Annotated in this window: 23 protein-coding genes and 1 pseudogene; 20 read left to right on the top strand and 4 right to left on the bottom strand. The window is 68.1% G+C overall.

Features of this window, described 5'->3' with window-relative positions:
• Positions 1-12: 12 nt before the first annotated feature.
• From ON30_RS26355 to ON30_RS26260, 18 genes are all read left to right on the top strand, one after another.
• Positions 13-597: a hypothetical protein gene (locus ON30_RS26355; protein ID WP_040711137.1), complete on the top strand. Its 585-nt coding sequence runs from the start codon at positions 13-15 to the stop codon at positions 595-597.
• Positions 590-1,027, top strand: coding sequence for a hypothetical protein (locus ON30_RS26350; RefSeq protein WP_040711135.1), 438 nt, complete (start codon positions 590-592; stop codon positions 1,025-1,027). The genes ON30_RS26355 and ON30_RS26350 overlap by 8 nt, the downstream gene beginning before the upstream one ends.
• Positions 1,028-1,101: 74 nt before the next feature.
• Complete coding sequence (locus ON30_RS26345) at positions 1,102-1,689, top strand: phage tail tube protein (protein WP_051030006.1); 588 nt, start codon at positions 1,102-1,104, stop codon at positions 1,687-1,689.
• 136 nt (positions 1,690-1,825) lie between these two features.
• Positions 1,826-2,089, top strand: a complete 264-nt coding sequence (locus tag ON30_RS26340) for a hypothetical protein (protein ID WP_051030005.1) — start codon at positions 1,826-1,828, stop codon at positions 2,087-2,089.
• Positions 2,090-2,181: 92 nt separating this feature from the next.
• Positions 2,182-2,472 (top strand): DUF5361 domain-containing protein, encoded by a 291-nt coding sequence (locus ON30_RS39415; protein ID WP_063719948.1) that lies wholly within the window; start codon positions 2,182-2,184, stop codon positions 2,470-2,472.
• A 44-nt stretch (positions 2,473-2,516) separates the two neighbouring features.
• Positions 2,517-3,776: a hypothetical protein gene (locus ON30_RS26325; protein WP_157183839.1), complete on the top strand. Its 1,260-nt coding sequence runs from the start codon at positions 2,517-2,519 to the stop codon at positions 3,774-3,776.
• The gene (locus tag ON30_RS26320) at positions 3,773-4,666 is read left to right on the top strand and encodes a hypothetical protein (protein WP_040711129.1); all 894 of its coding nucleotides are present in this window, start codon (positions 3,773-3,775) and stop codon (positions 4,664-4,666) included. The genes ON30_RS26325 and ON30_RS26320 overlap by 4 nt, the downstream gene beginning before the upstream one ends.
• On the top strand, positions 4,666-6,279 hold the full coding sequence (locus tag ON30_RS26315; RefSeq protein ID WP_040711126.1) for a Gp37-like protein: 1,614 nt from the start codon (positions 4,666-4,668) through the stop codon (positions 6,277-6,279). The genes ON30_RS26320 and ON30_RS26315 overlap by 1 nt, the downstream gene beginning before the upstream one ends.
• Positions 6,280-6,301: 22 nt before the next feature.
• On the top strand, positions 6,302-7,345 hold the full coding sequence (locus ON30_RS26310) for a hypothetical protein (protein WP_040711123.1): 1,044 nt from the start codon (positions 6,302-6,304) through the stop codon (positions 7,343-7,345).
• Positions 7,346-7,351: 6 nt separating this feature from the next.
• Positions 7,352-8,431 carry a hypothetical protein gene (locus ON30_RS26305; RefSeq protein WP_040711120.1) on the top strand — a complete coding sequence of 360 codons (1,080 nt, stop codon included), beginning with the start codon at positions 7,352-7,354 and terminating at the stop codon, positions 8,429-8,431.
• Positions 8,428-9,474: a hypothetical protein gene (locus tag ON30_RS26300; RefSeq protein ID WP_040711118.1), complete on the top strand. Its 1,047-nt coding sequence runs from the start codon at positions 8,428-8,430 to the stop codon at positions 9,472-9,474. Before ON30_RS26305 ends, ON30_RS26300 begins: the two co-directional genes overlap by 4 nt.
• 69 nt (positions 9,475-9,543) lie before the next feature.
• Positions 9,544-10,830 carry a hypothetical protein gene (locus tag ON30_RS36400; protein ID WP_051030003.1) on the top strand — a complete coding sequence of 429 codons (1,287 nt, stop codon included), beginning with the start codon at positions 9,544-9,546 and terminating at the stop codon, positions 10,828-10,830.
• On the top strand, positions 10,830-11,126 hold the full coding sequence (locus ON30_RS26285) for a hypothetical protein (RefSeq protein WP_040711116.1): 297 nt from the start codon (positions 10,830-10,832) through the stop codon (positions 11,124-11,126). The genes ON30_RS36400 and ON30_RS26285 overlap by 1 nt, the downstream gene beginning before the upstream one ends.
• The gene (locus ON30_RS26280; protein ID WP_040711115.1) at positions 11,126-11,551 is read left to right on the top strand and encodes a complement C1q domain-containing protein; all 426 of its coding nucleotides are present in this window, start codon (positions 11,126-11,128) and stop codon (positions 11,549-11,551) included. The genes ON30_RS26285 and ON30_RS26280 overlap by 1 nt, the downstream gene beginning before the upstream one ends.
• A 38-nt stretch (positions 11,552-11,589) precedes the next feature.
• A complete protein-coding gene (locus tag ON30_RS26275) occupies positions 11,590-12,363 on the top strand; it encodes an N-acetylmuramoyl-L-alanine amidase (protein WP_051030002.1) in 774 nt (257 codons plus the stop codon).
• The gene (locus ON30_RS26270) at positions 12,363-12,572 is read left to right on the top strand and encodes a hypothetical protein (RefSeq protein WP_051030001.1); all 210 of its coding nucleotides are present in this window, start codon (positions 12,363-12,365) and stop codon (positions 12,570-12,572) included. The genes ON30_RS26275 and ON30_RS26270 overlap by 1 nt, the downstream gene beginning before the upstream one ends.
• A gap of 3 nt (positions 12,573-12,575) precedes the next feature.
• On the top strand, positions 12,576-12,872 hold the full coding sequence (locus ON30_RS26265; protein ID WP_040711113.1) for a hypothetical protein: 297 nt from the start codon (positions 12,576-12,578) through the stop codon (positions 12,870-12,872).
• 266 nt (positions 12,873-13,138) lie between these two features.
• The gene (locus ON30_RS26260; protein ID WP_040711112.1) at positions 13,139-13,573 is read left to right on the top strand and encodes a hypothetical protein; all 435 of its coding nucleotides are present in this window, start codon (positions 13,139-13,141) and stop codon (positions 13,571-13,573) included.
• Positions 13,574-13,639: 66 nt separating this feature from the next.
• Here ON30_RS26260 and ON30_RS26255 read toward each other — a convergent pair whose 3' ends face one another.
• Complete coding sequence (locus ON30_RS26255) at positions 13,640-14,725, bottom strand: glycoside hydrolase family 183 protein (protein ID WP_040711108.1); 1,086 nt, start codon at positions 14,723-14,725, stop codon at positions 13,640-13,642.
• A gap of 313 nt (positions 14,726-15,038) precedes the next feature.
• Between ON30_RS26255 and ON30_RS26250 the strand changes: the two genes are divergently transcribed.
• A complete protein-coding gene (locus ON30_RS26250; protein ID WP_051030000.1) occupies positions 15,039-16,142 on the top strand; it encodes a GGDEF domain-containing protein in 1,104 nt (367 codons plus the stop codon).
• A 47-nt stretch (positions 16,143-16,189) separates the two neighbouring features.
• Here ON30_RS26250 and ON30_RS26245 read toward each other — a convergent pair whose 3' ends face one another.
• Positions 16,190-18,025 (bottom strand): acyl-CoA dehydrogenase, encoded by a 1,836-nt coding sequence (locus ON30_RS26245; protein WP_040711106.1) that lies wholly within the window; start codon positions 18,023-18,025, stop codon positions 16,190-16,192.
• Between the two features lie 270 nt (positions 18,026-18,295).
• On the opposite strand from ON30_RS26245, the gene ON30_RS26240 reads away from it, so the two are divergent.
• Positions 18,296-18,889, top strand: a complete 594-nt coding sequence (locus tag ON30_RS26240) for an alpha/beta hydrolase family protein (RefSeq protein WP_040711103.1) — start codon at positions 18,296-18,298, stop codon at positions 18,887-18,889.
• A 286-nt stretch (positions 18,890-19,175) separates the two neighbouring features.
• On the opposite strand, the pseudogene ON30_RS26235 reads toward ON30_RS26240, so the two are convergent.
• Both ON30_RS26235 and ON30_RS26230 read right to left on the bottom strand, forming a co-directional pair.
• Positions 19,176-19,829 (bottom strand): annotated as a pseudogene (locus tag ON30_RS26235) (class I SAM-dependent methyltransferase); the annotation flags it as partial.
• Positions 19,830-19,919: 90 nt separating this feature from the next.
• Positions 19,920-21,029: a glycoside hydrolase family 183 protein gene (locus ON30_RS26230; RefSeq protein ID WP_040711100.1), complete on the bottom strand. Its 1,110-nt coding sequence runs from the start codon at positions 21,027-21,029 to the stop codon at positions 19,920-19,922.
• Positions 21,030-21,119 lie beyond the last annotated feature (90 nt).

The raw sequence follows: 21,119 nt of genomic DNA, 5'->3' as shown, positions 1-21,119 counted from the left end.
GCGGGCGATCGGATGCCGCCGCCGACTTATGCGCGGACCGAGGAGGGGCAACTCGTCACGCCGGAGTTCTTGGCGCTGATCCAGCAGATGCTCACCGGAAAGCCGGCCGAGCGGGAGTCGAACGCGGAGTTGGATCCGCAGGTGAAGGCGTTGGCCGAGGAGTTGTCGGTCATCCATTTGCCGGAGTGGCACGACGAGATCGGCCGTAAGCGGGCCGAGCCCACGGTGACCGGGATCAAACAGGCGACGCGGGTCGCCGAATACCTTGTCCGACGGGGTGTTCGGGTGCTTCCGGAACTGGAGGAGATCCGGTGGATGCCGACCCCTGACGGGCCGCCCGCCGCCTTCGATCTGGGGATACACATCGGCAAGGACGCGGAGGGGCGGTGGCCCGCGCCGGATCCAGAGGAGTTCTACGACTTGGAGGCGATCGAGGTCAAGCAGACCGATGACGGTCTGTGGTGCGCGGTGCACCCGCGCGGACTGGTCGCCGAAGGGGCCACCAAGACGGCGGCGTACGCGGATCTCGTGGGGAAACTGCGGGAACGCATCGAGCACGCGCGTGGCGCGAAGGAAAGGTCTGCACACGATGAGTGAACGAATCGTGTATCCCGACATCGAATCGACGCTGGTCGACTATCTGAGCGCGGAACTCGCGGGAATCCCCGACAGCGCCGAAATCGCGACGGTCGTCGCCGATCCGCGCCCGCCGCGATTGGTGCGGGTGCGGCGCGATGACCGGCGCAGGCGGATGGACCGTGAGGACGAGCAGGGCAGTCGCGGACCGCAGTTGATCCTGGATCGGCCGCGTGTGGTGTTCGAGTGCTACGACACCGGCGGTGGCGCGGCGGAATTGGCGGCGCTCGTGCGCGCCGTTCTCGCCGGCGCGGCTCCCGGTTATCTCGGCCCCGTGTGGTGCGATTCGATCGCCGACGCCGGTGTCGTGAACGAGATCGATCCGGCGTCGTCGGAACCTCGGCAGGTGATCACCGCCGACCTGATCGTGCGGGGCACAGTCCTCGCCTGACTCCCTGAATCACCGGAGTCACAACTGAATATCCATTCCCCAGGGCCTGCGCAAAGATCCTAGGGAGTAACACAATGGCTCTGCCCTCCAGCAAGTTCATCGGGGCCGGTACGCCGAATATCGCCGTGACCGGCGGTGTTCTGGTCGCGCCCCTCGGTACCGCGTTGCCCACCTCGGCCGCGGGAAGCATCAACGTCGCGTTCAAGCCGCTCGGCTATGTCTCCGAGGACGGCATCGAGTCCAAAGGCGAGCGCAAGGTCGAGTCGGTCCGCGACTGGAACGCCGACATCATCGCCCAGCTCCAGGTCGAGCATTCGGTGCGATTCGGTCTGACGCTGTTCGCCGTGTGGGACCGTGATGTCCTGGGCGAGGTGTTCGGTGCGGACAACGTGGCCGTGACCGCCGCGACCCCCAGCACCGGCACCCTGATCAAGGTCGAGGAGACCGGTTCGGTGCTTCCGCACCGCGCGTGGGTGTTCGACATGCTGCACGACACCAAGAAGCTGCGGATCGTGCTGCCGAACGCGAAAATCTCCGACATCACCGAGAACCGTTTCGTCTCCGACGAATTGGCCGGTTTCCGCATCACCGTCGAGGCGTTCAAGGACGACGCGGGCGTCAAGGCGTACCGCTACCTCGACGACGGCGTCCTGAGCGCCTGACAGACCCCCAGTGGCGGCGGCTCACACACCTATGCGCAGGCCCGGCCGCCGCCGCTGGGCCCTCTCTCATCCGCCTGCGCCTCACCAGACTTCTCCACGAAAGGGCCTGCGACCCATGACCTCCACAATTCGTGCCGTGACCGATTCCGGTCCGGTGAAAGACAAGTTCGTTCGCGTCATCGACGGTGTCGAGGTGAGCCTGCCCTCCCTGTCGTATCTGCGGCCCGGTCTGATCCGGCGCATCCGCAAGCTAGGGGATGTAGACGCGCTGTACACGCTGCTCGAACTGGAATTGTCTCCGCAGGCGTTGGCCGTGGTGGACGAGATGGATCCCGAGGACTACCGGGAGTTCCTGGACGCCTGGCGCGAGCATTCCGGAGTCAACCTGGGGGAATCCTGAGCCTCGATGCGCTCGTCGAAGAGCACAGCGAGGCTGTCGAATTCGATCTGATCGCGCTCGGTCTGCGGTTGCGCAGGCTGGGAACCGAGGATTTGACCTGGCGCGATCTCAAGGTCGTCGTCGCCTGCGCGCCGCCGGATTCGGCGCTGTCGCGCGCCCGGCGGCCGGACGACCATCAATGGCAGTTGGGCCAGCACCTGTTGGCCGATATCGCGGATTCGTTGCGGTGGCTCGTGTGGGCGAAGACGAAGGACGCCCAGCGGGGACGCAACCGACCCGACCGCATTCCGCGGCCCGGTCTGAAGTCGACCGCGGAACGTTACGGCTCGGCGGCTCCGCTGACGGATATGAACGACTTCCTCGGCTGGGAACAACGGCCGTAGGGGGACACGTCGCGCCGCGGGCGCCGTTGCTCATTTCCCGGCCAATGAAGGGTTCATTTGAAATGGTAGATACACGTTCTGCCGGAACGACTCTCGTGGAGAATCTCTCCGCGGGCCTTGGTCCGGGACTGGCCGCGCGGTTGGCCCGCGGCTCGTTGGCGGGTGATTCCAGCGGCTCACTCGAGGACTTGCGGGGCTCGCTCGATGGTTCGATGGCGGGTTTCGGGGAATCGCTGGGTGCGATGTTCGGCTCGTTCGACGGGTCGAGCGGTCTCGCGAACTCCAACTCGTTCACCGACCAGGCGACCAGTGCGATCCAGAGTCTCGGTTCCGGGTTGCTCGACTTCTCCGCCCAGGTGCTCTCGGTCGGCGGTTTCCTGGGCGACGCCAGCGCTCGCCTCGGGCAGATGACCGGAAGTAGTTGGTTCGACGGTTCCCCCTCGGGGGGCTCGCCGGTGACACAATCTTCATCCCGGTCGACCGGATACACCTCGGGCGGTACAGGCTCGGGGACAGGTCGATCGGTCACGAGCACAGCGCCGTCCGGCTCCGCGTCGGTCGGATCACTGCTGAGCGCGTTGTTCGGCGGTAGCGCCGCGACCGGTGGCGGCCAGAGCGGCGCGGCACCGTCCGGAACCAACGGAGTCCCGCAGGTCGTACCCGGCGGGATGTTCTCCTTCGGTCCTTCGACACCGGCGTTCCAGACACCGGTCGGGACTCTGTCCGACCTGCCGGGTGCACCGTCCGGACTGCTGGATGTCGCATTGGGAACGGTGGATGACGTCACGTACACGCCTCAGGTCTTGTCGACGCAGAGCTTCGGGCCCGCGCAGACAGGTGGCGCCGCGATTCCCGGCATCGACTTCGCGAGCATCGCGCAGAGCGCGCTGCAAGGCGCTTCCACCGGGGCCGGGCAAGGCGGCCTGCTGGGAGCCGTGACCGGTGGCATCAGCGGACTCGCCTCCTCTGCGGGAAGCCAGATCGGCTTGGCCATCGGCACCGCGGTCGCGCCCGCACTGGGACCGGTCGCGCCGGTGGTCGGCCAGATGATCGGCTCGATGGTCGGCAGCGGTGCCGCCGCGGCGCTCGAGGCACCCATCGAATATCTCGGCCAGACGGCGAAAGAGGTGATCGGAACCGGTTTCGGTCTGGTCGATCTGGCCAACGGTCCGGGCGGGCACACCGCGCGCCAGGACATCTACAACTTCAACGGCATGGACCCCAAGAGCGCCGCGATCGCGGTGGAACGGGTCCGCAGGCGTCGCACGCTGGCCCAGCAACGCGGAGGAGGTCTCGGTCGATGACCCATCAGCTCTTGGATTCCCACGACACGAAGGTGGTCGTGTGGGACGTCAACGGACGGGTCTGGCATCTGGCCGGACCGAATGCCGGACGCGAGGGCGTCCGGCTGTCGCGGCAGGCCGGCTTCATGTTCGCCCCGGTGCAGTTGCTCGTGTCGGAGGGCGCGCGGCAGGACGGAGCGACGTTTCTGCGTTCGGTCCGCTCGAAGAAGGAATGGGATTTCCTGGTCTTGATCTCGCCCGCGGCGAAAGCGGGTACGCAGAATCAGGTCCGGGATTTCCACGCCGTGCACGACGCGTGGTTCCGCGGTTGGTCCACCGACAAGCCGGTGACGGTGGGGTATTTCACCCGGCACCAGGGCTGGCGGTTCCAGCGGGCGCAGCTCGACGCCGCGCCGGAGGCGGTCGGCGACGTGGACCCGGCGCGCAACGCGCTCGCGATCTACAAGATGTCGGCGACCGCGATGGACCCCCTGGAACGTCATTTCGAGGAGACCGCGGTGTGGACGAACACCCTCGGCCTCAACGAGGGCGTCGTGCGGGCCCGCAACGCCGCCGATCAGCCCGCGTGGCCGCGCTACACGATGAACGGTCCAGGCCGGTGGTCGATTCTGGACCCGGTGGGCGGTGAGACGCCGCGTCTGGTGCAGACGCCGACGTTGCTGGCGAACCAGACGTTGCGGATCGACACCCATCCCCGGCATCGCACCGCGCGTCTGCACACCGACGGCAATACGGCGGGGGTGAACGTGTGGGCGCAGTTGGCGGGTCGCCGCTGGTTGGCCGCGCTGCCCGCGTGGAGTTCCACCGATATCACGGTGCAGGTGGAGGGCGGTAACACCGCGTCGAGTCTGATCGTCGCGGTGACGCCCCGATCCTCGAGGCCGTTCTGATGAGCGCCTGGGATCCGCACGCCGAGTCGCGGCGGATGGACGAGGTCCGCCTCGAGGAGCAGGAGCAGTTCCGCGATCCGCCCGTGCTGGTGCGGTATTGGGACAAGTTCATGCGCGAGGTCGGCGAGGAGCACAGCTACCTGTCGCTGGAGTTCACCTATCCGCGCAACGCGGCGGGCGGTCTGAAGATGATCTGCCCGCGCGACATGGTGCATTTCGACCACCTGTTCAACAACGAGTTCGGTGAGGACGCCACGATCCCGATCACCGTGGACACCAAGGGTTTCCGCTGGGACGGGTACATCACCAAGGCGTCGATCGTGCGGGACGAGCAGGGCGTGGAGACGGTCGACATCGAGGCCATCCACTGCTGGAACCACATCGCGACGATCTGCTGTTGGGCGAATCCGTTCGCCCCGATCCTCGCGCAGTTCCCGCGCCATCACATCCTTTTCGGTCCGGCGCGCAGCATCATCACCACCTATCTGACGACGAACCTGATGCGGTTGCAGGCGCCCGGCTGGGTGCCGACCCAGGACGCGGGTTCGCCGGAGTGGGGCGGGATCGGCAATTCGCTGTTCCCGATCGCGGTGGTCCCGGTCGACCCGCTGACCGACACGAGCCGCTGGAACGCGGCCTCGGCGCGATTCGACATGGCGGACAAGCTGTTCGGGCCGATGCTGGAGGATTCCGGGGTCAACCTGACCGCGCGGTTCTTCCTACCCGGCGAGGACGAGCAGCCCGCGCCGGAGTACTTCTACCTCGACCGCCCCACGGTGGTGCTGGAGACGGTGGACAAGTCCGGCGTGACCGGCCCCACCGGCACACTGCTCGACGGAATCACCTCGTGGATCGAGGAATTCACCGACGACGGCACCACGCCGGTCCGGTACCCGAACTTCGAGTCGACCACCGAATACGAAGCCGTCTACGGCCAGTACGGCAGGCTCGGCACGTTCCGGAACTTCCCGTGGGTCTGGTATTTCGAGGGCGAGTATTCCGGGATCGGGCCGTCGGAGGTCGCGCTGCACAAGCCGACCGCCACCGACGTCATCATCGGCGGCCGCTCACCCGGCTGGGTCAACGCGGGCATCGAACTGGCGATCAAAGGTCTGCTGTCGCTGATCGGCCTGGACTGGCTGTATCGCGGGCAGTTGAACGACGTCTTCCTGGCGTGGATGGTCTACCGCGACACGGGCCGCGTGCACCGCGCGGGACCGTACGCGTTCCGTGAGCTCTACATCACCGGCAGCGACAAGGCGTTCACGCTCGACGGCCTGGTCGCGGGCTTGCAGGGCCTGCACCTGACCCGCGGCTACACCAGCAAGCGGGTCACCGTGGAGGACAACGCGCCCTACATACTCGGCAAGGATTTCGAGCTCGGCGACCAGATCGGCTTCGCCATCGGCGACCAGGTCTTCACCGACTTCGTCACCGAACTGACCTTCGTCGACAGCCGGGAGACCGCCGCGACCTGGCAGATCGTCGTCGGCGACGGCTCCGACGAAGAGGACTCCACCGTCAAGGCGTGGCAGCGCCTCGGGCGCGTCGCCGCCGCCATCAAGGACCTGGCCACCGACGTGGGCGCGGACCTGGACCTGCTCATCTTCTGACTTCCCCCACGAGGAGGAACCCATGGCGGACATCTCATTCCCCGCCCACATCACCGTGGTCCGGCAGGCCGACGTGGACGGCCTGCCGATCCTGACCGCCGAAGCGCAGGTCGTCCCCGAGGTCGCCGCGCTGCCGCTGCCCGCCGGACCCGCCGGTCCGCGCGGCCGTCGCGGCCGCCCCCGCACCACCTTCCACAAAATGGGGGCCATCGCGAACGCCGCCGCCCGCCCCACCGGACTCGGCGCCGAGGACCGCGGCAAATGGTGGCATCGGCTCGACACCGACGGCATGGACCTGTGGACCGGCAGCGCCTGGTCGCACTCGCCCGGCGCGGTCGGCCCGCAAGGCCCGGCGGCGTTCGCGAACACGCTCGAAGTCATCGGCACCGAGCACAACGAGAACCTCACCGAACCGGCCATCGAATTCACCGGCGCGGACGGAAACCAGCAGGTCAAGGTGACTGTTCCGGCGGGTCTGCGCGGTCCGAAGGGGCCCGCGGGCGCGTCCGGACAGATCACCGCGTCACCGGATTTCGACACCGCCACCACCCCGAACGCGGGCGACGTATTCGCCTGGGACCCGGCGCTGCGCAAATTCCGGTCCTCGCCCGCGCCACTCGGCGCCGGGCCTTGGTCCTGGTATCAGGAGGATTTCCCCACCGCCGAGACCGTCACGGCCGTCAGTCGGATCGAGGGCGGGGTGTTCACCATCCCGGCGCAGCCGTTCACGTGGCGGCCGGTGGTCTACGGCCATCTCTACGCGTATTCGGCGAACAACGGCGCGCAGAGCGTGGAACCGACCGTGCGATTGGGTCATTCGCAGGGCGCGCTGGTCGCGGCGGGCGTCGCGTCGGCGGGCGGGTGGATCTACGGCCCGGTCTTCCCGACCTACCGGGACGGCACGACGACACAGGTGCTGTCGCCCAGTTCCACCTTCGCCACGGTGCCCGCCGGACAACCGGCGACTCTCGTCGTCGCCAGCGAACGGGTCGGCACCGGTACGGGCAACATCGGATTCAGCCCCGCGCGAGCGTCGCTGGTCGTCTTCGCCGAACCTATCGAATGAGGTGAAATGTCAACCGTAGGCGAATACTTCGCATCGACACTGATCCGCGGAATCGACGAGGGCATCGACGATCCCGCGATCGTGCAGGCCATGCACGGAACTCCACGTGACGGCTCACTGGAACTGATGACGGGCACCCAGGGGCCGGCAGGCCCCGCGGGCGATTCCGCCGCGCCGTTCCGGTGGGAGGGCGATATCGCGGACCAAGCGGCACTGACCGCGTTGTCGGCGAAACTGACCACGGCGCACGCGGGCAAAGCCTGGCGTGTGCTCACCACGGGCGCGTTGGTGTACTGGAACGGAACGGGCTTCGACTCGTTCACCGACGCGTTCGGCGCGGCCGGACCCGACGGACAGGTGTGCACCGTGACCCTGGGCACCGTCGACACCGGCGCGGTCGGGTCGGCGTTCCAGGCCACGCTGGTCGGCGCCGCCCCGAATCTGACGCTGAATCTGACGGTGCCGCGCGGCATCAAGGGGCGCAAGGGCGAACCCGGTGGACCGGGACCGATCCGGCAAGCGCCCGACTACACCGACGGCACGCACCTCGACCGCGCCGTGCCGGTATGGAATTCCGGTACCCAGAAATGGGTCCCGCGCGCGTATCCCGGACTGCGCGGGCCGTGGAGCATCGTGGAGAACCAGGCGTGGGACGGCGGGGCGGGATTCGTCGCCTCGCAATCCGGGATCACCACGGCGACCAAAACCGTCGCCCAATTGAATGTCCCGGCGCAGGACACCGCCTGGCGACCGATGATCGCGGGCGGTGTGGTGGTGCGGTCGGTGGAGAACTCCGATCAGTTCACGACCCGGATCGACGCCGAGGTCCGCATCGGTTCGGCCACCGGCCAACTGGTCGCGCTCGGTGCGGGCGCGGTCACCGGCGCGACCACGCGCGCTCGCTTCCAGCCCTACTACGGCGTGCGCGGACTCACCCCCGACAGCACCACCGGGGTGATCAGCGCGGGCCAGCCCGTGACGTTGTTCGTTGTGCTGCAACGCAACTCGGGCGGAAGCGCCAACTACGACTACACCATGGCCGGCTCGCAGATCGTGTGTTCGGCCCGACCCGTGGGGGCAGCGTGAGCACCGACGATCCGGAACAGACCGTCGTCTACGACGACGACGTCATGGTCACCATGCGCGGCGTAGCCGATTCGGTGGGGCTGCCCTACACGATCAATCCGTTCGAGCTGATCGACCAGGAGGCGCTGGCCGAACTCCGTGAAGGGGCCCCCGGTCCGACCGGGGCCGAGGGCGCGCCCGCCTGGCCGTGGTCGTGGCAGGGCGACATCGCCGACCAGGCCGCGCTGTTCGCGCTACCGCTGACCACCGCCGACGCCCGGAAGGCGTGGCGGGTGGTCGCGGCCGACGCGGTGTACTTCTGGACGGGACTGGAATTCATCGCCTTCGAGGACGCCTTCGGCGCGCCGGGACGCCGCGGTGCGCCGAATCCCCTGTCAGGAACGGTCCAGGCCGGCGCGGCGGGCTCCTCGGCCGCCGCGTCCGTCACCGGCACCGCGCCGGGGCAGGTCGTCGAGGTCACGATTCCCCGCGGCGCGACCGGTGACGTGGGGGATCCCGGTGCGGCGGGCCGTATCCAGGACGCCGCCGACGTGCGGATCGACGCGACCTATCCGCTCGGCCAGAATTTCGTCCTGGCCTGGGACGCGGCGTCGGCGACGTTCCGCCCGGTTCCCAGCCCGCGCCCGCGCGGCCCCTGGGTGATCGGCGAGAAGCAGTTCACCGGCGGCAAGAACCTGCTGGACGCCTCCAAAGCCGTCGCCACGGTGACGATTCCGGCGCAACCGAATTCGTGGCGTCCGCTCGTCGAAGGCGCCCTCGGCCTGCAATCCGAACAACCCACCCGATGCGATATCGAAGTCCGCATCGGCGGCCCCGACGGCGATCTGGTCGGTTACGGCTGGGGTCATCTGGTCTCCCGGTTCGGCCACGTGCTGATCTCCGGCAGCCATCAGTACCCGATGCAGCCGGGCTCGACCATCGGCGTGGTTCCCGCGAACCAGACGATCACCCTCTACGTCGTGGTCAAGCGGGTCGCGGGCGCGGGCAGCTACAACATCTACACCAACTACTCGCAGCTGACGGTGCGCGCCCAGCCGGTGTGACCCGGCCGGCGATTCTCTCCTTCCCGGCATGCCGTTCCCGGCTGCCTCCTGTCCGAAAGGCATCGATCCATGGCCGATCTGCCCCCGCTGAAATACGGCAAAGTCGTCGGGCGATTCCTCGCCAACGTCATCGACGGACCCGATATCGGCGATCATCCCGAATTCCCGCCGCTCACCGGCACCGTCACCTTCCTCGCGGACGCGCCGAAGGTCCTGGTCGCCGCCGCCGAACCCAGTCCGGCGACCTACGTCCAGTTGCCCAGGCACTACGAATGCTCGCTCGACGAATTCGGCTACCTGACCTGGCGCGGCAAGCGCGGCGTGAGCCTCGTCGCACCCGGCGCGGCCACCAATCCGTCGGAATGGACCTGGCGGGTGTCGTTCGACCTGTCCTACGACGGTGAGCGCGTCGCGCTGGATTCCTTCAGTTTCGCCGTGCCCGAATATGTTCCGGGCCCCGACGCGGAGAATCCCGACACGGCTTCGACCGGACTGGTGGATCTGACCCTGGTCTCGCCGGTGCCCGCCTCCGCCGGCAACGCCGTGGTCCGAGGGCCCGCAGGCGCCGGCATCACGATCGACGGCCAGGTCGCGACCTATTCGGCCTTGCCCGCCGCGCCTGCCGACGGCAAGCAGTACGTGGTCCAGGCCGACGGCCTGCTCTACGTCTACCACGCCGCCACGGGCGGCTGGACCCCCAACGGCCAGGGCATCGCGATCCGCGGCCCGGCGGGTACCACCACCTGGGCCGGAATCACCGGCAAGCCGACCACTTTCGCGCCGACCATCGGGTCCACCTCGACCACCGCCGTCGCCGGCGACGACGCGCGGCTCACCAACGCCAGAACCCCGGTCGCGCACACCCATCCGGCCAACCAGATCTCGGACTCGACCACCATCGGCCGCTCGCTGCTCACGGCTGCCGACGCCGCCGCGGTCCGTACCGCCCTGGCCGTCGTCGCCAACACCGACACCCGCCTCACCGACGCGCGCACGCCCACCGCCGCGGGCCAGGCCTACGATGTGGCCTTCAAATCGCACAGCGGCAATCGCGCCGCAGGCGCGGGCAACACCATCCCGGAAGGTCTCCGTCTCGAACGCGCGGTCAAGTTCACCTCGGTGACCTACCGTGGCGAGACGGCGGGCACCGGCAACCTGGTGGTCGAACTGCGTCGCAACGGCACCGCCGTGACCGGCACCTCGGCGACCATCGCGGCCGCCAACCACGCCGCCGACACCACCGTCACCGGTGAGTGGAACTTCTCGGCGGGCGACCGGCTCACCGTGTACGTCACCACAGTCGACAGCCCGGTCGGCCGCGGCCTCCAGGCGAGCCTGAAGGGGGCCACCCTCTGATGGCCGGGATGCATGTCGGTGGACCGGTGCTCGTCGGTGACCCGGTGCTCGATCCCACGCCGGTCGAATCGGGCGGCATCCCGGAATGGGCCACCGTCGAGTCCGGCTACCCCGGCACCTACCAACCGCCGGTCGCCCCGCAAGTCGAACTGCTCGTCGGGGGAAGCGTGGTCGCCGTCGGGTCGCTGGCCGACGGCGATGTCACCACCTTGACCGTGGCGTCCGACGTCGCGATCACCGCGGGCGAGGTGCTGACCGTACGGGTCGCCGAACCCGAGACGGAGGGGGAAGCCTGATGCCGCTGATCGTCGCCACCGGCATCGTCGGCCTCGATCCGATGGGCATGAACAAGAGCGGTGACCAGGCCGTGCCTGCGAGTTCGACCGACCTCAAAGTGATCAACTGGACGGCGCGCAGCGGATATCCGAACACCGTGATCACGAACAACGAACTGATCGCCAACGGCGGTGGGGCGGTGGTCGTGCGCTGCGGGGTGAGCGTCACCGGCACGTTGTTCATGACCACCCGCCGGTTCCAGCTCATGCACAATGACACCGCGGTCAAGACCGTCGACACCGACCAGGCGACCGTGGCCCTCTCCGACACGTCACTCACCCTCGCGTTCGGAGATCGGCTGTGGCTGAGCATGACTCAGCCCGCCACCTATTCCGCCACGATCGTCGGCGGTGTCAACACCTACGTCTACTACGACCTCGCCTGAGCGGCGGGTCCGAAGCGGACGAAGAAAGGCAGAAGCCCATGTCGTGGACCGGTGATCCGCTCTGGCTGGCCGACGTGCTGCGTCAGGAAGGACTGCGCGTCGTCGAATTCCCCGGTTGGCGCGACCGCGGGCACGGCGATTTCCGGGAGATCTGGGGAATCGTCGCGCACCACACCGGCAGTTCCGGTGCGCCCGCCGCCGAGATCGCCTACGGGTTCCCGACATTGGCGGGTCCGCTGTCGCAACTGCACCTGGCCCAGGACGGCACCGTGACGGTAGTCGCGGCCGGCGTGGCCTGGCACGCGGGCCGCGGAGCGTGGCCCGGCCTGCCCGAGGACGACGCCAACTACTACACGATCGGCATCGAGGCCGCCAACAACGGCACCGAGGGCTGGTCGCGGGCGCAATACGACGCCTTCGTGGGATGTTGCGCGGCGATTCTGCGCAGGCTGGGCCACGGGGCCGATCGCGTGATCGGCCACAAGGAATGGGCCGGACCCAAACAGGGCAAGTGGGATCCCGGCGCCATGGATATGGACAGATTCCGCGCCGACGTCGCGGAACGTTTGAAAGGCGGTGCGCTGATGGCGCTTTCCGATCCCGAGCAGCGCGAGCTCTTGGACAAGTTGCGCAGAGTGCATTTCGAGTTGACCTACGGATTCCAGTCGCGTGTCGCCGATTCCGAGTACCGCGACACCGTGGCCGGCTACGTGCTCAACGCCGACGCCGCCGACTACCGCACCGAACAGCGCCTCAAGGCGCTGGAACTGAAAATCGATCGACTGTTGGCCACCACCGAGGAGAAACACTGATGCGCGTCAACGGCTTACCCGAACCGGCGCTGATCCGCTCGCTGCTGGTCGCGATCACCGGCGTGCTCGCCTATCTGCTCGGGCACACGATCGACACCGCCTGGATCGAAAGCGTCCTCACCCTGTACGGCCTGCTCACCCCGCTGATCGCCGGCATCCTCATCCGCCCCGCGGTCACCCCCGTCGCCCGCGCCGACAGCGGGAGTTAGCCGGTGCCGTCATGGTTCAATCCCGAATTCGTGCAGGCCTCCGGCATGGCGATGGCCTCGGTCATCGGCGCGGTCACCGCGTGGCAGGCCCGTGAGGTCAACAAACTGCGCTCCCGCGTCGAGTCCCTGGAAGCCCAAGCGGTCGACGACAAGAAACGCTTCCGCGACGCCATCCGCCTCATCCGCGCCCTCCTGGACCACATAGACGAATTGCGCCTGTTCCTGCGCGTCCACGTCCCCGGCCAAGAACCCCCCGAGGCCCGCTACAAAATCCCCGCCTCCCTCGAAGAAGAACTCTGACCCGAGTCCGGCGACCAGACGCGGGATTCCGCCGTTGCTGGGGGCCGAATTCGTGAACGCGCCTATCAGACAACATATCCCGCCCGAACCGTTCGACTCGCGTTGATTGATTTCATTGTCGGTACCCGCCTACGCGGAGCAATCTTTACCCGGTATTCGCGGGGCGTTCATCAACGCTTCGTGGGTGGAAAAGTCGGGGTGGTAGACATATCCCCGTCGGACGCCTGCCGCGTCCTCCTGAACTTTCCGAAGGAAGAGATTTCTCCATGCGCGTGATTCGCCTGTTCGGTGCCGCTGCCGCCGCGGCCGGAATCGTCCTCTCCGGTGTCGCCGTCGCTTCCGCCGACGTGCCCGCCGCCAAGCCCGCCGCTGCGGACTACGAGGATTACACCGGTTCGGCGTCGGGTTCGGCGAACCTGGGACTGGGCCTGGCGAACCTGTTCGCGACCGGTTCGGGCGAGACCAAGCCCGCTGCCGCCGATTACGAGGATTACACCGGTTCGGCGTCGGGTTCCTCGAACCTGGGCCTGGGTATCGCCACCCTGCTGGCGACCGGTTCGGGCGATGTGAAGCCGCTGCCCACCAAGTCCGATATCGCCGTCGAGGGCTACCAGAACCCGTGGCTGGACGGCTGGGGCAACGGCTCGGCCAACCTGCTCGTCGGTCTGGGCGGCCTGCTGACCAGCGGTTCCGCGGAGTAATTTCCGCCGACTACGCGCCTACGAGAAACGGCCCGGAGGATTCCGGGCCGTTTCGTCGTTTCGAAGTCAGTCCAGCGCGGTCCGCATCAGGATGACGTTGTACTGGGTGTGCACGGTCAGCAGGAAGTACAGGTCGTCGCCGGTCTGGTACGGGAAGATCATCGGCGCGTAGGCGGTGGGCAGCGCGGCGGCTTCGATGAGTACGCGCGGCGGACCCCACGGGCCCTCGGGGTTGGGGGAGGTGCGCATGACGACCGAATTCGCCGGATCGGTGGTGAGCATGACGAATTGGCCGAGGTGGTCGTTCCACATCACCGACAGTTCGGCGACGTCACCGACGACGGGGGCCGCGACCTTGATGTCGGGCTTCCATTCCTTGCCGTCCCAGTACTCGTAGCTGTCGAGGTTGGCGATATCGGCTTCCCGGGTGCGGGAGACGAATCCGGGATTGGCGCGACCGGCGGGCGTGCCGTACCGGTAGATGTAGCCGTCGTCTTTCAGGAACGCGTTCTGCTGGAAGTTCTGCCAGCCGTCGACATTGGCCCGGCGCGTGTTGGGCAATTGCACCCAGCCGTTGCCGCCGTCGCCGGAGACGGCGAGGGTGGAGAAATTGGTGGTCCATTTGCCGTGGTCGCCCCAGCCTTGCACGGACATCATGCTCATGTACTGGACGCCGCCGACGGAGATGCCCGCGGTGGGGATGAAGCTGATCTCGATGCCGGGGATCTTGGGGCTGGGCAGCGGGTTCGGGATGACCTGGTCGAAGCGGATGCCGTCGGACGGGTCGGTGGTGTGGCTGCGGAACAGCACGTTCGACGACCACGCCCACACGCTGCCCGCGAGCAGGTTGGGGAAGCCGAGGCCGGCGCTGTCACCGAAGGCGGTGAGCATGCCGCCGCGGCCGTCGTCCCACATGATGCCGAGGTCGGTGCCGAGAACGTTCTGCCGTTCGGTCCGGTTGGGGCTGTCCATCCCGGTCATCTGGAAGACGGCTTCGGTGGGGCCCGGGAGGCTGGGCAGTCCGCGCCAGCCGTTGAGCCCGGGAATGGGGTTGACGTTGTTCGGGTCGGCGATGGCCGGTCCGGCTACCGTGACGGCGAGTACGGCGCCGAGCGCGCAGGCCTTCACCAGAGCCGACAGCGATCGTTTCATCCGGACGCATCCCTTCTGTCGCGCGCGAGTCTGCCGAACATTGTGCCGGTAGTCGGGGCGCGCGTGTGGTCGCGGGCACTGTGGGTCGGAACACGTCGCGCGGAACGTTGTTCGGGTGCGAGGCCGGGGCGGGTGGAATCCCGCCGGTCGGCGCGACGAACCGACCGGTTGTGTGCTGTCACACAGCCTCGCCCGTCGGGCATGAATCGGGCGCGCCTAGACTACTCGGACGACCTGGTGGGAATCTCTGGGATTTCCGCACTCGGCACTGCGAACGTTGGGCGAACGCGGTCGGGACCAAGGGTGAAGTTGAATGAATGACGGCAAGACACTGCGGACCTGGTGGAACGATCCTGTCGACTACCACTGGCTGGTCCGCACCCTCTCCGCGCGCGCGGCGTTGCGTCCGCTGAAGTGGTTGGTCGGGTGGGGCGGCGCGGCCATCGCGCTGATGGGTCTGGTCGTCATCGGCATCCCGGCGGGGCCGCCGCTGATCGCCTCGATCATCGGGGTCACCACCGGGATCCTGTGGTCGCTGCGCTGGTGGCTGCTGCCGTGGCCGAGCAAGGTCGAATCGCTGGTGCTGATCGGCACCGCGGATTTCTTGTTCGTCGCGCTGTTCATGACCTGCGCGGACCGCCTGTACGGGGCGATGGGCGCGATCCTGCTGGTGGTCACCGGCAGTTACCTGGGGTTCTTCCACACCGCGCGGGTGCTCGCCGTGCACGCGGCGTGGTCGGCGGTCTCGGTGATCGTGCTCTCGGTCAGGATCGCCACCGGCGGCGGCGATGTGCGGTTGGCGGTGGCGGTGTGTCTGCTGCTGTTGGCGGGCGTGGTCGGCTGTCTGCCCGCCCTGCAATTCCTGTCCTGGCTGCTGCGCACCGAATCCATGTCGGACCCGCTGACCGAGGTGTTGAACCGCCGCGGTCTGGAGACCCGCCTCGGGCGACTGGTGACCGAGGGGTTCCCGGCGATCTGCGTGATGACCTTCGACCTCGACCGGTTCAAGAGCGTCAACGACACGTGGGGGCATCGCGTCGGCGACACCGTGCTGATCCGCACCGCGCGGGGCCTGCGTGAGGCGGCGGGCGCGTCCGCGCTGGTGGCGCGAACCGGCGGTGAGGAGTTCGTCGTGGCGGCGCCGATCCAGGCCGTGGCCGCGCAGGCCGAGGCCGAACGGTTGCGGCGCGCGGTGGCCACGACGACCTCGGAATCCGATGTCGAGGTCACCGCGAGCGTGGGGGTGGCGGTATTCGACGCCTCGCGCTGTCCGGAATGCCCGCGGCCCACCCCGGATCTGCTGCTGCAATCGGCCGACGCGGCCATGTATCGGGCCAAAGAGGCGGGCGGGAACCTCGTCGTGGTCGATGAGCTCACGCCGCCGCGCGACCACACCCACCGTCGGGTCCCCCGTTAGACGCGAAACGGCCCGGAGGAAGACCTCCGGGCCGTTCGGTCAGCGGATCAGAACGCCGCTTCGTCCAGTTCCATGATGTCGTTGTCCAGGGTGGCCAGGATCGCGCGGGTCGCGGTCAGCTCCGGCAGGATGTTGCGGGCGAAGAACTGCGCGACGGCGACCTTGCCGGTGTAGAAGTTCGCGTCCGCGCCGGTCGCGCCGTTGTCCAGGGCCGCGATGGCGACCTCGGCCTGACGCAGCAACTGCCAACCGATGAGCAGGTCGCCGACCGAGAGCAGGAAGCGCACCGAACCCAGGCCGACCTTGTACAGCTCGCCGGAGTCCTCCTGCGCCGCCATCAGGTGACCGGTGAGGGTCGCCGCCATGGCCTGCACGTCCTCGAGCGCGGTGGCCAGCAGCTTGCGCTCGCCCTTGAGGCGACCGTTGCCCGCCTCGGACTCGATGAACTTCTGCACCTGACCGGCCACGTGACCCAGGGCCACGCCGCGGTCGCGGGCGATCTTGCGGAAGAAGAAGTCCTGCGCCTGGATCGCGGTGGTGCCCTCGTAGAGGGAGTCGATCTTGGCGTCGCGGATGTACTGCTCGATCGGGTAGTCCTGGAGGAAGCCCGAACCGCCGAAGGTCTGCAAGGACTCGGTCAGGTACTGGTAGGCCCGCTCGGAGCCCACGCCCTTGACGATCGGGAGCAGCAGGTCGTTGACGCGGAAGGCGGTGTCCTCGTCGGCGCCGGAGACCAGTTGCGCCACATCGGCGTTCTGGTGGGCGGCGGTGTAGAGGTAGATGGCGCGCAGGCCCTCGGCGTAGGCCTTCTGGGTGGCCAGCGAGCGACGCACGTCGGGGTGGTGGGTGATGGTGACGCGCGGCGCGGTCTTGTCGGTCATCTGGGTGAGGTCGGCGCCCTGCACGCGGGTCTTGGCGTAGTCGAGCGCGTTGAGGTACCCGGTGGACAGGGTGGCGATGGCCTTGGTGCCGACCATCATGCGCGCGTTCTCGATGACGTCGAACATCTGCGCGATGCCGTTGTGCACCTCGCCGACCAGCCAGCCCTTGGCGGGCACGCCGTGGCCGCCGAAGGTGACCTCACAGGTGGCCGAGACCTTGATGCCCATCTTGTGCTCGACATTGGTGACGAACACGCCGTTGCGCTCGCCGAGGGTTTCGGTGTCGAAGTCGAAGTGCCACTTCGGCACGTAGAACAGCGACAGGCCCTTGGTGCCCGGTCCGGCGCCCTCGGGGCGGGCCAGCACCAGGTGCATGATGTTCTCGAACAGGTCGTCGGAGTCGCCCGAGGTGATGAAGCGCTTGACGCCTTCGATGTGCCAGGAGCCGTCTTCCTGCTTGACGGCCTTGGTGCGGCCCGCGCCGACGTCGGAGCCCGCGTCGGGCTCGGTGAGCACCATGGTCGCGCCCCAGTTGCGCTCGGCGATGGCGGCGGCCCACTTCTTCTGCTCGTCGGTGCCGTTGTTGTAGAACACCTGCGCGAAGCCCGCGCCCGCGGCGTACATCTGGGCGGGCGGGTTGGCGCCGAGGATCATCTCGCCCAGCGCCCAGCCGACGACGCTGGGGGCGCCGAGGCCGCCCAGTTCCTCGCGCACGGGTACCTTCGACCAGCCGCCGTCCTCGAGCGCGCGGTAGGACTTCTTGAACGACTCCGGCAGCGTGACGGTGTGGGTGTTGGGGTCGAAGACCGGCGGGTTGCGGTCGCCGTCGACGAAGGAGTCGGCCAGCGGGCCCTCCGCCAGGCGACGCACCTCGCTGAGCATCTCCTTGACGGTCTCGGTGTCCAGGTCGCCGTACGCGCCCGCGTCCAGCAGCGATCCCAGGCCGAGAACCTCGAAGAGGTTGAACTCGAGGTCGCGGACATTGCTCTTGTAGTGACCCATTGTCGGTACTCACTCTCCGTTGAGTTGGTGCGGTCGGTCGTGTGCCGTTCCCGCCCGTTCTTCGCTCCACCGGGTAGCCGGTTTTCCGCATACTACTCGCGGGTAACTTAGGAGCCATATTACCGACCGGTAATGCGACCGCAAAGGCGGAATCGGACATTGTGACGCGAAGTACATTCCGGGCCGCGACCTGGTGATCGCGCACAGGTCGCCACTCCCGACGGTGAGGTGGTGCGCGACCCCCGCCGGGTTCGCGGGCTACCGTGAACTGTGCTCATCGAGACCAGCGCGGGTCCGGCCGAAGTCGACCTCGACAAGCCGCGCGGCGCGCGGTTCCTGCTGCTGCTCACCCACGGCTCCGGCGGCGGCGTCGACGCGAAAGACCTGCTCGCGGTCCGCGACGCGGCCCTCGGACTCGGCGGCGCGGTCGCCCGGGTGGTCCAGCCGTACCGGGTCGCCGGTCGACGCGCACCCGGATCGGCGGCCGTCCAGGACGCGGCGTGGCTGGAGATCGTGGCCGCGCTGCACCGAAAAGTGCGCAAACCGCTCATCCAAGGTGGTCGCAGCAACGGTGCGCGGGTGGCCTGCCGCACCGCGAAGGCCGCGCGCGCCCGCGGGGTCCTGGCCCTGTCCTTCCCGCTGCATCCGCCGGGGAAGCCGGAGAAGTCCCGGCGCGAGGAACTGCTCGCCGCCGGGGGCATCGAGGTCGTGGTCATCAACGGCGCCACCGACCCGTTCGGCATTCCCGACCCCGCCGACGCCGCCCAGGTCACCGTCATCCCCGGTCAGCCGCATTCGTTCCGCTCCGGCTTCGACACCATCGCCGCGACCGTGGAACCTTGGTTGACGCGCTGGTCGAGTTAGATCGCGGCCCCGACGACGCGCTGACCGGCCGCTGGTGCCCGATCATCTGACAGCGGTCGATGCTGCCCGCTGCCCGCTGCCCGCTACCCGGGGTGCCGGTGTTCGGGTGCCCGCTTGCCCGTGCTGCTGGGGGCTCGGATGCCTGTCACCCGCGCTGCCGGCGGCCCCCGGTGCCCGGTGGGCGGACTGTCCGAGTGCCCGCTGTACGGGCCGTCGGTCGGGCCGGAATTTCGTCGTCCCCTGGCGCATCGATGACGGGGGTGAGATCCGCCGCCGGGTCGTCGCGCTTGGTGGCGATGACGAGCGCGTCGATGGCGTCGCGCCCCTCGGTCGGCCGGAGGATCGGTTCGGCCTTGCGGATGTCGACCCCGCTGTCGCGCCCGAGGTCGGCGACCACGTCCTCCGGGGTGAACAGGATCGCGGGGTCCTGCGGCCCGCCGTAGCCCTCGGTGAGGTTGCGGGTGTCGTGTCCGAGGACCAGTAGCGTCCCGCCCGGCGACAACAGGTCGGCCGCGCGGCGCAGCAGGGCGCGCCGTCGGTCGGCGGGCAGGTGCAGGAAGACCATCAGGATCAGCTCGAACGGGCCGGTGACGCCGGCCGCGTCGAGATCGGTGACGTCGGCGCATTCCCAGGTGACGCGGTTGCGTACCGACCGCGACAGTCGGGTCGCGACCGTGCGCCCCTTGTCGACGCCGACCTGGGAGAAGTCCACGGCGTGCACCTGCCAGCCGTGGGTGGCCAACCACAGCGCATTGCGTCCCTCCCCGCACGCCAGGTCGAGTGCGCGCGGCAGCGGCGGTATCTGCCCGTCGGGACCCTCCGGACGTAACGTGACGATGCGGTCCAGTCCGATGACGTTCGCCACGACCGTGGCATTCGGCGGTGCGCCCCACACCAATTCACCCTGCGAGTACCGCGCGTCCCATTCCGCCGCATCCATGCCCGCGAGTCTATTGACCGTCGGCGGTCCGCCGGAAAAGACAGGACCGGCGTCGCGCGGTGGCGACGCCGGTCCCGGTGGTCGTGCGAGTCAGAGCGTGGTGCGCATCAGCACGACGTTGTACTGGCTGTGCACGGTCGTGAGGAAGTAGAGGTCGCGTCCGGTCTGGTACGGGTAGATCGACGGCGCGTAGGCGGTCGGGAGTTCGCGGGTGTCGATGATGACCTCGGGCGGACTCCACGGCCCCTCGGGGGACGGGGAGCGGCGCAGGACCACCGAGTTGAACGGATCGGTGGTGAGCGAGACGTACTGGCCGAGATAGTCGTTCCACATCACCGACAGTTCGCCGACGCCGCCCATGATGGGCGCGGCCGCGTTCACGTCGCCCTTGTGCGACCAGTGCTCGCCGTCCCAGTACTCGTATTCGGCGAGGTTCTGGATGTCGCGTTCGGCGACCCTGGCCACGAACGCGTCGTTGTTGCGTCCGGAACCGGTGCCGTACTGGTAGACGTAGCCGCCCGATTTCAGGAACGCGCCCATCTGGAACTTGCTGTTGGGGCCTTCGTTCGGCCGCCGGGTGTTGCCGAGGTCGGCCCAGGTCTCGCCGTTGTCGGCGGAGGCGGCCAGACCGGAGTAGTTGGTGGTCCACTCGCCGACGTTGTCCCAGGTCTTGACCGACATCATGCTCATGTACTGCACGCCGTCCACGGAGATGCCCGCGGTGGGGATGCGGCTGATCTCGATGAAGGGGATCTTCGGGCTGGGGATCAGGTCGCGCGCCTGCCCGAAGACGTCGCGCACCACGCTGTCGAAGTAGATCCCGCCGCCCGGGTCCTTGGTGTGGCTGCGGACCAGGATGTTGCTGCGCCAGGCCCAGGTGCTGCCCGCCAGCAGGTTCGGGAAGCCGATGCCCGCGGTGTCGCCGAACGCGGTGAGCATCTCACCGTTGCCGTTGTCCCACATGATGCCCAGGTCGGTGCCGAGGACGTTGTAGGTGTGGGTGTTGTTCGGGCTGGCCATACCCGTCACCTGGAAGACCGCGGCGGTCCTGCCGTGCAGGCGAGGCAGCCCGTTGGTGCCGTTGAGCACCGGGATCGGGTTGATCGCGTTTGGATTGGCTAGGGCAGGGGTAGTCGCCGTCAGGAGCAAAACCGTGGCACCCGCCAACGTGGATAGCAGGAGTGAGGCGGTCTTGTTCAAGGTCTCTCGGCCCTCCGGTTCTCGCCGAAGGCGGCACGCATCACCTCCCCCCGATTTGTGCGTCGCGCCACATTCCGACTGGTTGGCAAA

The organism is Nocardia takedensis NBRC 100417, from assembly GCF_000308695.1.
GTDB lineage: Bacteria > Actinomycetota > Actinomycetes > Mycobacteriales > Mycobacteriaceae > Nocardia > Nocardia takedensis.
Note: the sequence above shows the minus strand (reverse complement) of the source record. Positions and strands in the feature narration are given on the sequence as shown.

What these genes read in the sequence shown, in the direction of transcription:
- ON30_RS26355 (WP_040711137.1), top strand. Translation starts at nt 13, where the DNA reads ATGCCGCCGCCGACTTATGCGCGGACCGAGGAGGGGCAACTCGTCACG.
- ON30_RS26350 (WP_040711135.1), top strand. Translation starts at nt 590, where the DNA reads ATGAGTGAACGAATCGTGTATCCCGACATCGAATCGACGCTGGTCGAC.
- ON30_RS26345 (WP_051030006.1), top strand. Translation starts at nt 1,102, where the DNA reads ATGGCTCTGCCCTCCAGCAAGTTCATCGGGGCCGGTACGCCGAATATC.
- ON30_RS26325 (WP_157183839.1), top strand. Translation starts at nt 2,517, where the DNA reads ATGAAGGGTTCATTTGAAATGGTAGATACACGTTCTGCCGGAACGACT.
- ON30_RS26320 (WP_040711129.1), top strand. Translation starts at nt 3,773, where the DNA reads ATGACCCATCAGCTCTTGGATTCCCACGACACGAAGGTGGTCGTGTGG.
- ON30_RS26315 (WP_040711126.1), top strand. Translation starts at nt 4,666, where the DNA reads ATGAGCGCCTGGGATCCGCACGCCGAGTCGCGGCGGATGGACGAGGTC.
- ON30_RS26310 (WP_040711123.1), top strand. Translation starts at nt 6,302, where the DNA reads ATGGCGGACATCTCATTCCCCGCCCACATCACCGTGGTCCGGCAGGCC.
- ON30_RS26305 (WP_040711120.1), top strand. Translation starts at nt 7,352, where the DNA reads ATGTCAACCGTAGGCGAATACTTCGCATCGACACTGATCCGCGGAATC.
- ON30_RS36400 (WP_051030003.1), top strand. Translation starts at nt 9,544, where the DNA reads ATGGCCGATCTGCCCCCGCTGAAATACGGCAAAGTCGTCGGGCGATTC.
- ON30_RS26285 (WP_040711116.1), top strand. Translation starts at nt 10,830, where the DNA reads ATGGCCGGGATGCATGTCGGTGGACCGGTGCTCGTCGGTGACCCGGTG.
- ON30_RS26280 (WP_040711115.1), top strand. Translation starts at nt 11,126, where the DNA reads ATGCCGCTGATCGTCGCCACCGGCATCGTCGGCCTCGATCCGATGGGC.
- ON30_RS26275 (WP_051030002.1), top strand. Translation starts at nt 11,590, where the DNA reads ATGTCGTGGACCGGTGATCCGCTCTGGCTGGCCGACGTGCTGCGTCAG.
- ON30_RS26270 (WP_051030001.1), top strand. Translation starts at nt 12,363, where the DNA reads ATGCGCGTCAACGGCTTACCCGAACCGGCGCTGATCCGCTCGCTGCTG.
- ON30_RS26260 (WP_040711112.1), top strand. Translation starts at nt 13,139, where the DNA reads ATGCGCGTGATTCGCCTGTTCGGTGCCGCTGCCGCCGCGGCCGGAATC.
- ON30_RS26255 (WP_040711108.1), bottom strand. Translation starts at nt 14,725, where the DNA reads ATGAAACGATCGCTGTCGGCTCTGGTGAAGGCCTGCGCGCTCGGCGCC.
- ON30_RS26250 (WP_051030000.1), top strand. Translation starts at nt 15,039, where the DNA reads ATGAATGACGGCAAGACACTGCGGACCTGGTGGAACGATCCTGTCGAC.
- ON30_RS26245 (WP_040711106.1), bottom strand. Translation starts at nt 18,025, where the DNA reads ATGGGTCACTACAAGAGCAATGTCCGCGACCTCGAGTTCAACCTCTTC.